This is a genomic window from Pantoea sp. UBA5923, assembly GCF_002431095.1.
Lineage (GTDB): Bacteria > Pseudomonadota > Gammaproteobacteria > Enterobacterales > Enterobacteriaceae > Pantoea > Pantoea piersonii.
In genome coordinates this window covers 24,422-37,567 of record NZ_DJDN01000060.1, presented here as the reverse complement: position 1 = coordinate 37,567, position 13,146 = coordinate 24,422, and the positions used below count along the sequence as shown (strand labels likewise).

Sequence of the window (13,146 nt, the reverse complement as noted above, 5' to 3'; positions counted from 1 at the left end):
CGGGCGAATATGAGATGACCTGCGGCCTGCTGAGCAACCCGAAGGGCAAGCTTATCGTGCAGGGCGACGCTTCGCCCGCCGCGAAAAGCGGCAAGCCCGATGTGCTGGCGCTGGCTGGCCCTATTACCGCATATAAAGCTTACGTGACGCAGGAAGTGGCGCAGCTGGTGACAAGCACCGAAGCCTTCACGCAGGCGGTAAAAGCGGGCGATATTGAAAAGGCTAAAGCGCTCTATGCGCCGACGCGCCAGCATTACGAGCGTATCGAACCCATCGCCGAGCTTTTCTCCGATCTCGACAGCAGCATCGACGCGCGCGAAGACGATTATGAGAAGAAAGCGGAAGATCCAAAATTCACCGGCTTCCACCGTCTGGAGAAAGCGCTGTTCAGCGATAACAGCACCAAAGGTATGGAGGGCTACGCGACCCAGCTTAACCGCGACGTGAAGGATCTGCAGACCCGCATCAGCGAGCTGGCCTTCCCGCCGGTGAAAGTGGTCGGCGGCGCAGCAGGCCTGATTGAAGAGGTGGCCTCCAGTAAGATTTCCGGTGAAGAAGATCGCTACAGCCGCACTGACCTGTGGGATTTCCAGGCGAACGTCGACGGGGCGCAAAAAATCGTTGATCTGCTGCGTCCTCAGCTGCAGCAGGCGAACCCGGAGCTGCTGGCGAAGGTCGACGGCAACTTTAAAAAAGTGGACGCTATTTTGCGTAAGTACCGCACAGGAGAGGGCTTTACCTCCTACGAGAAGCTCACCAGCGCGGATCGCAATGCGCTTAAAGGGCCGATTACCGCGCTGGCGGAAGATCTCTCTTTACTGCGCGGTACCTTAGGGCTGGATTAGTATGAGTCGTAAACAGGATGAGGCGCAGCCCGCACGGCGGCGCCTGTTAAAAGGCCTGGGTCTGTTCGGCGGCGTGGCCGCCCTGGGCGGCGGTTGTCCATTTCATGCCGCAGCCGACAGTTTCTCTCCCGGAACGGTTGCGCCTGATGCGCGACAGCAGGTACAACCTTTCTACGGGCAGCACCAGGCAGGCATCACCACGCCGCAGCAGGCCTCGATGATGCTGGTCGCCTTCGACGTGCTGGCCAGCGACAAAGATGAACTGGTACGGCTGTTTAAGCTGCTGACCGCGCGCATCGCCTTTTTGACCACAGGCGGTGCGGCGCCGGCGGTTCCCAATCCAAAACTGCCGCCGATGGATTCCGGTATTCTTGGCGCGGAGATCGCGCCGGATAACCTGACCATTACGGTTTCGGTGGGCGTATCGCTGTTTGATGAACGTTTTGGCCTGCAGGCGCTGAAGCCGAAAAAGCTGCAAACCATGACGCGCTTTCCCAACGATTCGCTTGATGCCGCCCAGTGCCATGGCGATCTGCTGCTGCAAATCTGCGCCAATACCCAGGACACGGTAATCCACGCGCTGCGCGATATCGTTAAATACACCCCCGATCTGCTGGGGGTACGCTGGCGACGCGAAGGCTTTATCGCCGACCACGCCGCGCGCAGCCAGGGCAAAGAGACGCCGATTAACCTGCTGGGCTTCAAGGATGGTACGGCGAATCCCGACACTCAGGATAAGCCGCTGATGGATAAGCTGCTGTGGGTAACGGCCGATCAGGATGAACCAGCATGGACGCGCAACGGCTGCTATCAGGCGGCGCGCATTATTCGTTTTCACGTGGAGATGTGGGACCGCACGCCGCTCGGCGAGCAGCAGACCATCTTTGGCCGCGACAAGCTGAGCGGCGCGCCGCTGGGCATGCAGCATGAGCATGACGTACCGGATTATACCAAAGATCCAGATGGCGAAATCATCGCCCTTGACGCGCATATCCGCCTCGCCAATCCGCGCACGCGCGAGACGGAAAGCAGCCTGATGCTGCGCCGCGGCTACAGCTATTCGGCGGGCACCACCGCATCGGGACAGCTCGATATGGGCCTGCTTTTTGTCTGTTATCAGCACGATCTGGAAAAAGGCTTTATCACGGTACAGAAACGGCTTAACGGCGAAGCGCTGGAGGAGTATGTTCGACCCATCGGCGGCGGCTACTTCTTTGTTTTGCCGGGTGTTCCTGACGAAAAGCACTATCTGGCGCAGCCGCTGCTTGAAGCCTGATTGACCTGCGCCGCCGCGACGGCGGCGCGGTTTTTTACCCCCTCAGAAAAAAATTATTTCCCGCTTCGTACAGATAACTCATTCATTTTTCATCAGAAAATCCCCTCTGCTCGCTGGCCGATGCCAGATGTTTTTGTTTTCCTGGGGCGCTCGTAAAATTAATGTTGCCAAGTCTGTTAAAATTAGTGCAAGTTAATGGGTAAGCGGGTTGTATCGCATACTGAGGTCGCGCATGGGAAGGTCCTTTACAGGACAGACAGTTTCACTTCAGGTTTCACACTCTTCAGCGAGGGCCAGCGCGCCTTCGACAGCACACTCTTCTTTATCAAATTGTAATTTCCACCTCCGAATTTACCGGTGTGCGGCTGCGCTTCGTTGCGGCGGCACATCTTTATCAACGGCACGTCATGGCTCTAAAGGAAGCCAATCAAACCTCTAAAGCGTTCAGTTAATCGTGACGGGCAGCGGCCCAACGCGGGAAATGAAACCAACTGTAAGGTGCGACTATGGGAAGACAGAAAGCAGTGATCAAAGCGCGTCGTGAAGCCAGAAGGGTGCTTCGTAGTGACTCTCGCAGTCATCGTCAGCGTGAAGAAGAATCGGTCACTTCGCTGGTGCAGATGGGTGGGCTGGATGCAATCGGTATGGCGCGCGATGTGCGCGATCGTTCGCCGATAGCCGCCAGAAATGATGCTCAGGCGCACTATCTCCATGCCATAGAAACGAAGCAGCTGATCTTTGCGACCGGTGAGGCCGGATGCGGTAAAACCTGGATCAGCGCCGCGAAAGCGGCAGAGGCCCTGATACATAAGGATATTGACAGGATTATCGTCACACGTCCGGTGCTACAGGCTGATGAGGATCTGGGATTCCTGCCAGGGGATATCTCAGAGAAATTTGCCCCGTATTTCCGGCCGGTCTACGACGTTCTGGTTAAACGTCTTGGCGCTTCCTTTATGCAGTACTGTCTGCGACCCGAAATCGGCAAGGTGGAAATTGCGCCTTTCGCCTATATGCGCGGGCGCACGTTCGAAAACGCGGTAGTGATCCTCGATGAGGCACAAAACGTCACTGCGGCCCAGATGAAGATGTTCCTGACGCGCCTTGGCGAAAACGTCACGGTGATTGTTAACGGCGATATTACCCAGTGCGACTTGCCCGCTGGGGTGCCTTCCGGTCTCGCGGACGCGCTGGCGCGATTCGAAGAGGACGAGATGGTCGGCATTGTACGCTTCGGCAAAGATGACTGTGTGCGTTCGGCGCTCTGTCAGCGAACGCTTCATGCGTATGGCTAATTGAGTCAGTCTGTGTAGCAAGCAAAACCCGGCCGAGGCCGGGTTTTTTTTAAATTTGATAAAGTCTGAACCAGTCCACCGACTTATCAGCAAGAGCAAGCATCACTTTTTTTCTTCCCTTTACGGAATTCCTCCACATCAACACATCGATAAATTACTGCGTGGCTACATCCGCATCTCAAACATCACTGCATCTTTACCCGTTATAAACATTGCCTGTGTGTCGTCCGTGCAGTTGAAACGCGCACGCAGCGGCACAAGCGCGAACTGGTTAGCTGCAGGGGTAAGACTAAAAATCAGACAGGAAAGGCGGCGGGGGTAATCAGCGGAATTTACTTACTGTGGGAAGCCTTTCTGTTGAATTCAGCGCATCTCAGGCAGTTGGCGATTTGTGTACATATGTATAAATTTGCTAAAATCATTACGTTTTTCTTACGCTTTGCATGCGAGCTTATAACGATGATTTATGATTGCTTTTTATACTACGATGAAGACCTTCTTCTCGAACTAAGACTTCACACTCTGCATGCCCACGTTGATAAATTCGTCATTGTCGAGTCACTTTATACGTTCACTGGTAAGAAACGCGACAAGCTCAACTTTGACATCGAGAAATTTAGCGCCTTCCGCGATCAGATCATTTATGTCGTGAACGACACGCCGCCGACATTTTATGAACAAGAATTTTTTTCAAATAGCTCTCTGGTTAAAGCGGGTGAAACCGACCCCTGGGAAAACGAATCTACAGCGCGCAACTCCATTATGAAGGGGCTTGTTGATGCTAAAGACAATGATATTATTATCGTTTCTGACGTCGATGAAATCCCTCGTCCGGATGCTTTATCCCGATTTAGCCGCAGGCATATCTGCACAACGCTTTACCAAAACTTCTATAATTTCAAATTCAATGTGCAGGTCCTCAATGACGATGGTTCCCCGCGCCTGTGTAAATTACCTAAAATGGTCACCTTTAAGTGCCTGAAGCATTTTTTCCATGGGCAGCCGGAGTTGCTTCGCAATGTTAAACGTAAAGGCACGCCTGTTCGGGAATGCTGGTGGCGCTGGAGGCTTCTTAAACTACGGACGCATGTCGTTTATGATGCTGGCTGGCACTTTTCCTGGGTAATGAGTGATGATCGCATTAGCGAAAAAATGGCTACCATTTCTCACACTGAGCATAATTTACCCGAATTTAATAACCCGGATCATATTCGCCGTTGCGTTGAACAAAACATTGATATCTGGAACCGGCCCCGCAAAATGGTCATCAGACCGATTACAAAAGAACAGATGCCAGACTGGCTGGTAGATAATCAAAGTCGTTTTGAAGATTTCATTAAGTAAAGTAAAAGCGCTGCCTTTGCGGCTTTTTTCCGCCTGATTTTTAAAGATTAAAGCCGCGACGGCATTTGATTACAGCGCTTACCACTACGCTCTCAAAGCCCGGCGGTTACTTAAGGATTTAACAAGATATACAACGCTCGCAACTTTACACGAGAACAGGCCGCCCTATTACTCATGACGACTGGATCAGTTGCTTCAGGGTATCTTTTATCTTCGCCTCCCGTTTTAAAAAGCGGAACGCGTGATGCCAGGTAAAATGACTTGCGAACATTTCACTTGGGACCATGAAAACGTTAATTGAATCGGAATAGCAGCACTAAAAGGAGTTAATCCGCTGCGTGCAGCATCGCAGGCTCGCTCTTTATCCTGCTGCGCCAGTTGTCGAACCCGGCAGGGGCAGGGCGTTTACCGTCCTCTCACTGAGCGACAGGCAAAAAAAGTCTGAACCAAAGTTCAGACTCTTCTTCGAAATGATGGCGGTGAGAGGGGGATTCGAACCCGCGTTTATATCTCCGTAACTTGCTTATATTAAATGGTTTCATAAAAGGATCCTTTTTCACGTGCACTACACGTACATTTTTTCAAATTGCCCCGTTATTCGCTTCCGGTTTTGATCCCCGGCCTTGACAGGTGCCCATCGTAATCGCCCAGGTAGGAGCCGTAATTTCTGAACAGCATGTCTGGGCCTTTATGCCCCATGTGCTTGCAGAGCCAGAGGAGGTTAGCACCCGAGCTGATATGCATCGTCGCAAACGTGTGACGTGTCTGATACGGGTTGCGATAACGGTATTTGTCAGTTCTCTTCGTTAGCGGCCTTCCATAGCGCTTTTGCCCAGACCGAAGAACTCGGTCAACAGACCTTACGTTTCTCATGTTCGATACTTCAGCAATGCCCTCATCTCCCTTTATTGGTAGTCAAATCTCCATTACGGCTTACCTCTCTGATTCAGAATGTCGATAACAGAGCGCAGCCCGGCGTGCAGGCGGCGGACAAGGCGATCAAGCTGGGATTCATGAAAGTAAGCGGCGCCCACTACGGCACCGCCCGCGATGGCATAGTTCATAGTGGGTTCTTTAATTCGATTAAGTGAGTTAAAAAAATGGCCCCTGCATTCCTGCAGGAGCCAAAAGCGCAAATCTCTCGTAACGTCATTACGCGTCTGGTGCGAATGCACCGTCATGACTTGTCGCAACAGGCCATTGCGGTGTCACTATATCTGTTTGTTTCACGCAATAAAAAACCCGCCGTAGCGGGTTTGGGAGTCTCTGGGTTTACTCGTCCCAAAGTATTTTTTCGTATTGCTTAATCTTCTTTTGAAGTTTCTTTAATTCTTCGCTGTGCAACCACCAGGAGAGAGCCAGTCCGAGAACTGCTCCAGTTAACATTCCGTACCAGTAATCATCCATTTTTCTAAGTATTTATTGTAATTAAGCTTAGCGTGTGAATTTTAATCCTAAAAATGAGAATAAAAAAGCATTTATTCCCACAATCAAAAAAGGTCTTTTGGATGCATCGATTTGCCCATGCGGGCGAAATCTCCATAGTACTTTTTAGATGCCGCTTCTCTTGCCTCAATCGCACTATCAAGAGAAGTGTAAACACCGATATGTATTTGCCTGCCATCAACGCAAATTGTTGGGTTGTATTTTCCGCTCCGCATCTGGTAAAGCCCCTTGATGCCGAGCTTGCTGTCTTTATGGCCTCGACAGTTGCGCGTGTTCTGTGCTTGAGTGGCCGCTCTTAAGTTCCGAAAGGCGTTATCACCGGTTATGCCGTTGATGTGGTCAACGACATCAGGAATGCTTCCGGTCATGTAGAGAATTGCGAGGCGCTTTGCCTTATAGGTTCTGCAATCGACGCTAATTTCTGAGTAACCATCCCGGTTTGTATAACCGGCGATGTCACCAGGTGAAATCTGCCCTCTTCGTTTAGCAAGCCACGTAAGTGCAGCCGTTTCCGGGTCATAGTGAAGCAGTTCTTTCAGTCTGTCTGGGTCAGCATTTTCACCTCTAGATAAGCGGGGTGCATCTGCCTTTAAACTTCTGCACTGCGTGAATCTGACGGCCAGCTTCGTTGCTGACCTTCTGGTATTTGGTGCTGATGTGGTGCTCTACGTACATTGCCGCACTCGCCAGAATCTGCTTGTGATACTCGGTCTCTGTTTCTACTGCCTTCATTACGCGAGAAGAGTTGCAGGAGCTGGCAGCGCACTACCGGCAGAAAACCAGAGAGCTGATTAAGCAGAGGAGCGAAGCAGCATGAGCCTTGAAGCCACAGTAAAATATCATTTTGCGAAGACAGCGAGCTTTGCCGGTATGCCGCCAGCAACAGCATCTGAGTCACTTTCCGGTACTGACTATATGGCCGCGATGGGGATGACGCAGAGCCGCGCGCCGCTGGGTTACGCTGCTTTCATAAGGAAAGTGGGAGTAAGCGAGAACAACGCCGCATGCGCCGTATCCCTGTTAACTGAATTTGTACTACAAACCTGCGATCGGGTTGCCGCCCTTCGCAAGCTCGATACAGATATTAAACCAGCCGTAATGCATGAGATCACAACATACGCCTACCTCGATTATTGCCGCAGCGTCGCCAGCGTTAAGCCGTGCGAGTGCTGCAACGCCATCAGCTTTATCGCCGCTGAAGTCGTGGCGATGAAGTCGATGCTGTCTTGCGCCGGCCGCCGCGAAGTGCGTGAGCAGGTCCGGGTGCGCTGCAAAACCTGCACAGGCAAAGGTGTTATATCTTCGGCGTGCCGGGACTGCAACGGGCGAGGGCGCGCGGTGATGCGCAAAGAAACGGAGCTGCAGGGTGTGCCAGTCATGGGCGACTGTAAGCAGTGTGGCGGTCGCGGGTATGAGCGCATTCCTTCAATCGTGGCTATTGAGCCATTTGCCAGATTACCGACGCCATCAGCCAGGCTACCTGGGAGAAGATCGGTAAGCAGTTTTACGAAACGCTCATAGGCAAGCTTGAAGTAGAGGAGTTGTGGGCAGACGCAGCGCTCAATAAGGTCACTGCTTAGGGTATAAGGAAATAGCTCGTTATTTTATTGCGGGCTATTTACTTTTCCGGAAGTCAGGGATATATTCACTAATAATGAAAGCTACGTCTTGTTGTTGAGCGGCAACAAAACAGTCCGCCTTTTCTAAGTGGACACTAACGCCCTGCGGACTTATGCCGTGGGGCTTTTTTTTGGTCTGAATTCTAGCAGCCAGCAGCCAGCAGCCAGCAGCCAGCAGGAAAGGCTCGGCTCTGAAAGGATGAGACGGGAACCAAAGCCGCTGATGGGTTATGAGGATTCGTCTGGGCGGATCAGAAACTGTGGCACCCAGCAACACCAAATCACCGCTTCTGCGGTGCCTTTTCATTTTCTCCAAACTAGCTAAGTGGCAGTACGGCTGGCTTGAAAGCAGCGCATCAGATCAAAAGCCAGTTTTCGCATAGAAGAGGTGGGCCGTCATTAAAAAATAGCCCACGTCAAAATCGAAGATTCCATGACTGATCACCCATGCCTCGTCACTCAGAGGTGGATTGTGCTCAACAAACCGCTTAAGTCCCGGGATGAAAGTATATGCAACTATTCCAGCTTTTGTATAAATCTTCAGCTTTCCTTTGCCATTAAGTTCGCTCCAAACAAATTTGTGGGTTGCGATATTTGCAAGAGCTTCGAGTTGAGAAAAGTTACGGATATCAGCCATAGAAATCTTCCTTTATTTATAAGAAAGATATTATCTAATTTTTTCGTTTTCATCCTAGCCAATCACTGCACACTTCGGTTTTAGTGGCCCGTGGTAGTAGGCGATTTTTTCCAAAAAAATCCGCGCTCAGGCGGATTCTTGACATTGGTCCCGGTATGTGTGTCAAGGCTCTTAAGATAAGAACAAAACTCACTTCACGTTTTTTAAACTTTTTTAGTTAGGATTATTCTTAATTAGCGGTGTATAAAATCTAATCGATAATGCGCAAGATAATAAGCGTGCTAATTGTTTAGTGATTATACATTTAAGGTTGAGCTATGTTTCTGGATTTACTGGCAGGGAGAAATGACAACATGGATGGATATGAAGAGAAAAGTGAGAAGCATGAAAATAAGGTAGACCGTCTGGACGGATGGATTTTAAGCCCCCAGCAGCGCTGTTTTTTGGAATCACTTTTTGATGAACAAGACTGACTCCCTTTTAAGTAAAAAAGGCTCGCTTCGGCGGGCCTTTTCTTTTTCTGCGCCCAGCCAGTCAATCCAAATTAACCTTTGCAAGATATGGCTGATGCGCATTTTCATCGACTACTGACATCACCGACCGTAATCACGAAGGTGAGCATGAGCATTGATATGAGCAAACTTGCATCTGGTGTTGCCTACAGTACGGTTGCCAACGGGTTGCTTACACGGCTCAGTCCAGACGAATGGCGTGCTGTTGGTGTCATAGCCGGTATTGTCGTCGCGCTGCTGACGTTCGCCATTAACGTTTATTTCAAACGGAAAGTTTCTCTGGCACAGATAAATGAGCTGGAAGAACGAGGCTACATATCTTCCGACCAGCTGGGCGAGGAATAGTCATGGCTATTTCAACAAGCCTGCGGAACAAGCTGATCGCTGCCGCAGGTGGCGGATCCATGCTTATCGCTACGGTATTCCTCGGCGGCAAGGATGGTGTGGAAGGGCGCTTTTACGTTCCTTACAAAGACGTGGCCGGGGTCTGGACGATTTGCGACGGGCATACGAGCACCGACATCGTTAAGGGCAAAACCTACAGTGACCGCGAATGCGATCGCCTGATGTAGAATGACCTACAGCCGGTAAAGAAAACCGTAGACGGCCTGGTCAAGGTTCCGCTTAATGAATATCAGCGCGCTGTGCTCTACAGCTTCACCTACAACGTCGGTTCCGGCGCATTCTCTAAATCAACGTTGCTTAAGAAGCTGACCGCAGGCGATCAGGATGGTGCATGTGAAGAGTTGCGCCGCTGGGTTTATGCCGGTGGTATGAAGTTTCGTGGTCTGATGAATCGCCGCAACATGGAACGTTCAATGTGCCTGGCGGATGGTCCAAATGACATTTAGCTGGCGAGCACTAATTTTTGGCCTGCTGCTGGTGGCGCTTATTGTGGTCTGCCGGGTAGCAATTCTTTACCACGGAAAATACGTTACCGCTGACAGCCTGGCTACCGAGCGCCAGCAGACGATTGACGATATGCAGGTCCGCCAGCGTGACGTTGCCGCGCTCAGCGCGAAATACACAAAGGAGTTAGCTGATGCGAAAGACACCATTAGCGATCTGCGTCGGGATGTCGATTCTGGCAAGCGCAGGGTGCAGCTCAACGTAATATGTGAGAAGCAACCCACCTCCAACGGCAGCGTGGGCGGCGCAACCACCGCCCGACTTAACGACTCCGCTCAACGGGATTATTTCACTCTCAGAGAGCGAATCAGCACCATCTCCGGGCAAGTGAGTTATCTGCAGCAGTACATCAAAGAGCAATGTTTGAGATGACAAACCCCAAGAAGATTCTCTTCCTCTGACAGAGCAACATCAGCCCCGCATCTGCAGGGCTTTTTTATGCGCCTCGCACGCGCAAACAACAACTCAGAGCCTACAGAAAGCGAGCCTGAGAGAAACCCGTATAGGTGCGGACCTCTCTGGGGCGAGTTTCTCTGTGCGACAGGCTCACTTTCTGTAGGACTACCGAATGAACATTGTCCCACTGAACTACAAAGGTGAAACAGTTCGCTTCAATATAGAAGGCTGGATCAACGTTACTGGCGTAGCAAAGAGATTTGGCAAGCGTATTGATAACTGGCTGGATGCACCTGGCAGAAACTCTTGAATACATCGGGGCTTTAGACAAGGCATTGACCGGCGAAGAGTCGCAGATTTTACATCCCTCACAATCGAGGTATGTAAAAACCAGTCGAGTCCGTAAGGATAGAGGGGGGAGGGACTTGGCTGCATCCAGTGCTTTCAGTTGCGTTCGCTCGTTGGTGTGACGCACGCTCAGGGTTTTGCTTTTGATCTGGCGTCAAGCGAGCCCTGGTGACGCGTTAGCTACATGCCGCGCCGATCTGAGCAGGCTGCGGGACCGCTGGCTTATGGTAAGGGGTGCATAAAGGGGCGTCTGGGCGCAGAAAAGGAAAAGCCCGCTTAAAGCGGGCAATCATGAAGGTGTGTTACTTTATGGTTATTTGTGCTGCTGTGTGCGAGCGAATCATATGACTTTACGGGGCATATTATAAGGCCCCGCTTCGAATATAGAATAATTCCACATCGGCAGATCCAGTGATGGCTCTAGGACAGCATCCAAGTGAGCACGCCCCAGGAGCCTGACGACGATGACGAGTCCCGTCTGACGATCTGAGCGTCAGGGAAAGCACATATAAGGAAGAAGGGTGTTGCGATGGGATTGCAGCACCTTGAAATATTCCGTTGACATTAGACACAAACAGAAAAGCCTCTGGCGTTAACCAGAGGCTTTTTCTTTGCATCCGAGATGCGCGTGCATTTCAAGTGCACTTTTTTATACTGCTTTTGTAGTTCCGTTGTCTTTATGTAGTCTTTGGATTCAGTCTACACGTGGGTTTGTCCGCTCAACGTCCTACTAATTATGGCGGTGAGAGGGGGATTCGAACCCCCGATACGTTGCCGTATACACACTTTCCAGGCGTGCTCCTTCAGCCACTCGGACACCTCACCACATTTTGTTTGCCGACCTTGCTGGGTCAACGGGGCGCTACTATAGGGAGTCGGCTGAAAAGGGTCAAGCACTATTTTTCTCTTTTTTTCTATCCGCTTAAGCTCTGTTCGAATCGATTTATCACTGCGCAGCTCGGTTAGATTGTCATCAAAAAGAAATCCCACAGCCACAAAAATGTCACCAAAGCATCACAGACTTAACAGCTGAAACTTCTGGTAAATTTTGCTAATAAGGGAACACAAGATGAAACAGATGCGCCTCTTTACCTTCTCGCTGCTCGCTTCAGTGGTGAGCTTCTCTGTGCATGCCGAAACCGCCAGCGCGCAAACGGACGCAGCCTGGTCGCGCGCCGCAAGCGGAGACATTACTCAACACGGCGGCGCGCGGCGCCTGACCGGCGATCAGACAGAGGCGCTGAAAGCGTCGCTGCGCAACACCACGGCGAAAAACGTCATTTTGCTGATCGGCGACGGCATGGGCGACTCAGAAATCACCGCGGCGCGCAATCTGGCGGAGGGCGCAGGCGGTTTCTTTAAGGGGCTGGATGCGCTCCCGCTGACCGGTCAGTACACCCACTATTCGCTGGATAAAAAAACGCATAAGCCGGACTACGTTACCGATTCCGCCGCGTCTGCCACCGCGTGGGCCACCGGCACCAAGAGCTATAACGGCGCTATCGGCGTCGACGTCAACGGTAAAGATCAGCAAACCCTGCTGGAGATCGCCAAAGCGGCAGGTAAAGCGACCGGCAACGTCTCTACGGCGGAGCTACAGGACGCCACGCCCGCCGCGCTGATGGCGCACGTCACCAGCCGTAAATGCTACGGTCCGGAGAAAACCAGCGAGCTGTGCGCCAGCAACGCGCTGGAGAAGGGCGGCAGAGGATCGATCAGCGAGCAAATTTTGAAAACGCGCGCCGACGTGGTGCTGGGCGGCGGCGCAAAATCCTTTAACGAAGTGGCGAAAGCGGGCGACTATCAGGGTAAAACTTTGCGTGAGCAGGCGCAGGCGCGGGGATATCAGCTGGTGAGCGACTGGCAGGGGCTGAACGCCGTGACCGCCGCCAGTGACCAGAAACCGCTGCTCGGCCTGTTTGCCGATGGCAATATGCCGGTGCGCTGGAAAGGGCCAAAGGCGAGCTATCACGGCAACATCGACCAGCCAGCGGTAACCTGCGAGGTTAATAAAGAGCGTCCGGTCGCTACCCCGACGCTGGCGCAGATGACCGCAAAAGCGATAGATCTGCTTAAAACCAACCCGAACGGCTTCTTCCTGCAGGTGGAGGGTGCATCGATCGATAAAGAAGATCACGCGGCGAACCCGTGTGGCCAAATCGGCGAAACTGTCGATCTCGACGAAGCGGTGCAGCAGGCGCTCGCCTTCGCGCGCGAAGAGGGCAATACGCTGGTGGTCGTCACGGCGGATCACGCGCACAGCAGCCAGATCATCGCCAATGAGACGAAGGCGCCAGGCCTGACGCAGGCGCTGAATACCAAAGATGGTGCGGTGATGACTATCAGCTACGGCAACTCAGACAGCGACTCGCAGGGACATACCGGCACGCAGCTGCGTATCGCGGCCTATGGCCCCTGGGCGGCGAACGTGGTGGGACTGACCGATCAGACCGATCTCTTCTTTACGCTGCGCGATGCGATGGCGCTGAAATAAAAATAACGTCTCCCGCCTGGCGGGA

At 52.0% G+C, this 13,146-nt stretch carries 11 protein-coding genes, 1 tRNA gene and 3 pseudogenes; 10 read left to right on the top strand and 5 right to left on the bottom strand.

All coding sequences use genetic code 11. The annotated features are described in order from the left end of the window. From efeO to B3797_RS14230, 4 genes are all read left to right on the top strand, one after another. On the top strand, nucleotides 1-845 hold an 845-nt coding region (gene efeO, locus B3797_RS14245), incomplete at its 5' end, for an iron uptake system protein EfeO (protein ID WP_311791420.1). Between the two features lies 1 nt (nucleotide 846). Continuing rightward, nucleotides 847-2,121 (top strand): iron uptake transporter deferrochelatase/peroxidase subunit, encoded by a 1,275-nt coding sequence (gene efeB / locus B3797_RS14240; RefSeq protein WP_311791419.1) that lies wholly within the window; start codon nucleotides 847-849, stop codon nucleotides 2,119-2,121. Nucleotides 2,122-2,627: 506 nt separating this feature from the next. Further along, nucleotides 2,628-3,416, top strand: a complete 789-nt coding sequence (phoH, locus tag B3797_RS14235) for a phosphate starvation-inducible protein PhoH (RefSeq protein ID WP_126688716.1) — start codon at nucleotides 2,628-2,630, stop codon at nucleotides 3,414-3,416. Nucleotides 3,417-3,815: 399 nt separating this feature from the next. Next, nucleotides 3,816-4,760 (top strand): benzoate transporter, encoded by a 945-nt coding sequence (locus B3797_RS14230; protein ID WP_414693089.1) that lies wholly within the window; start codon nucleotides 3,816-3,818, stop codon nucleotides 4,758-4,760. A gap of 594 nt (nucleotides 4,761-5,354) precedes the next feature. Here the strand turns inward: B3797_RS14230 and B3797_RS14225 are convergent. The 3 genes and pseudogenes from B3797_RS14225 to B3797_RS14215 form a co-directional block, all read right to left on the bottom strand. Next, nucleotides 5,355-5,552, bottom strand: a pseudogene (locus B3797_RS14225) (integrase); the annotation flags it as partial. A 134-nt stretch (nucleotides 5,553-5,686) separates the two neighbouring features. Further along, nucleotides 5,687-5,824 (bottom strand): protease FtsH-inhibitory lysogeny factor CIII, encoded by a 138-nt coding sequence (locus B3797_RS14220; RefSeq protein WP_311791418.1) that lies wholly within the window; start codon nucleotides 5,822-5,824, stop codon nucleotides 5,687-5,689. A gap of 426 nt (nucleotides 5,825-6,250) precedes the next feature. Then, nucleotides 6,251-6,625, bottom strand: a complete 375-nt coding sequence (locus B3797_RS14215; protein ID WP_311782244.1) for an HNH endonuclease — start codon at nucleotides 6,623-6,625, stop codon at nucleotides 6,251-6,253. Nucleotides 6,626-7,019: 394 nt separating this feature from the next. Here B3797_RS14215 and B3797_RS14210 point away from each other — a divergent pair. Next, nucleotides 7,020-7,786 (top strand): annotated as a pseudogene (locus B3797_RS14210) (antitermination protein). A 400-nt stretch (nucleotides 7,787-8,186) separates the two neighbouring features. On the opposite strand, the gene B3797_RS14205 reads toward B3797_RS14210, so the two are convergent. Continuing rightward, nucleotides 8,187-8,462 (bottom strand): hypothetical protein, encoded by a 276-nt coding sequence (locus B3797_RS14205; protein WP_311791417.1) that lies wholly within the window; start codon nucleotides 8,460-8,462, stop codon nucleotides 8,187-8,189. A gap of 317 nt (nucleotides 8,463-8,779) precedes the next feature. Here B3797_RS14205 and B3797_RS14200 point away from each other — a divergent pair, with 317 nt between their 5' ends. The 4 genes and pseudogenes from B3797_RS14200 (at nucleotide 8,780) to B3797_RS14185 (ending at nucleotide 10,255) form a co-directional block, all read left to right on the top strand. After that, nucleotides 8,780-8,935 carry a hypothetical protein gene (locus B3797_RS14200; protein ID WP_311781712.1) on the top strand — a complete coding sequence of 52 codons (156 nt, stop codon included), beginning with the start codon at nucleotides 8,780-8,782 and terminating at the stop codon, nucleotides 8,933-8,935. Between the two features lie 159 nt (nucleotides 8,936-9,094). Continuing rightward, nucleotides 9,095-9,319 (top strand): phage holin, encoded by a 225-nt coding sequence (locus tag B3797_RS14195; RefSeq protein WP_311791416.1) that lies wholly within the window; start codon nucleotides 9,095-9,097, stop codon nucleotides 9,317-9,319. 2 nt (nucleotides 9,320-9,321) lie between these two features. Beyond that, nucleotides 9,322-9,825, top strand: a pseudogene (locus B3797_RS14190) (lysozyme). After that, complete coding sequence (locus tag B3797_RS14185; RefSeq protein WP_311791415.1) at nucleotides 9,815-10,255, top strand: lysis protein; 441 nt, start codon at nucleotides 9,815-9,817, stop codon at nucleotides 10,253-10,255. The pseudogene B3797_RS14190 and the gene B3797_RS14185 overlap by 11 nt, the downstream one beginning before the upstream one ends. A gap of 1,109 nt (nucleotides 10,256-11,364) precedes the next feature. On the opposite strand, the gene B3797_RS14180 is transcribed toward B3797_RS14185, so the two are convergent. After that, nucleotides 11,365-11,452 (bottom strand) — tRNA-Ser (locus B3797_RS14180). A gap of 244 nt (nucleotides 11,453-11,696) precedes the next feature. On the opposite strand from B3797_RS14180, the gene phoA reads away from it, so the two are divergent. Next, the gene (gene phoA / locus B3797_RS14175) at nucleotides 11,697-13,121 is read left to right on the top strand and encodes an alkaline phosphatase (RefSeq protein ID WP_311791414.1); all 1,425 of its coding nucleotides are present in this window, start codon (nucleotides 11,697-11,699) and stop codon (nucleotides 13,119-13,121) included. The last annotated feature ends 25 nt before the right edge of the window (nucleotides 13,122-13,146 follow it).

Coding starts and splice junctions, on each gene's coding strand:
- efeB (WP_311791419.1), top strand. CDS start 847: ATGAGTCGTAAACAGGATGAGGCGCAGCCCGCACGGCGGCGCCTGTTA.
- phoH (WP_126688716.1), top strand. CDS start 2,628: ATGGGAAGACAGAAAGCAGTGATCAAAGCGCGTCGTGAAGCCAGAAGG.
- B3797_RS14230 (WP_414693089.1), top strand. CDS start 3,816: ATGTATAAATTTGCTAAAATCATTACGTTTTTCTTACGCTTTGCATGC.
- B3797_RS14220 (WP_311791418.1), bottom strand. CDS start 5,824: ATGAACTATGCCATCGCGGGCGGTGCCGTAGTGGGCGCCGCTTACTTT.
- B3797_RS14205 (WP_311791417.1), bottom strand. CDS start 8,462: ATGGCTGATATCCGTAACTTTTCTCAACTCGAAGCTCTTGCAAATATC.
- B3797_RS14200 (WP_311781712.1), top strand. CDS start 8,780: ATGTTTCTGGATTTACTGGCAGGGAGAAATGACAACATGGATGGATAT.
- B3797_RS14195 (WP_311791416.1), top strand. CDS start 9,095: ATGAGCAAACTTGCATCTGGTGTTGCCTACAGTACGGTTGCCAACGGG.
- B3797_RS14185 (WP_311791415.1), top strand. CDS start 9,815: ATGACATTTAGCTGGCGAGCACTAATTTTTGGCCTGCTGCTGGTGGCG.
- phoA (WP_311791414.1), top strand. CDS start 11,697: ATGAAACAGATGCGCCTCTTTACCTTCTCGCTGCTCGCTTCAGTGGTG.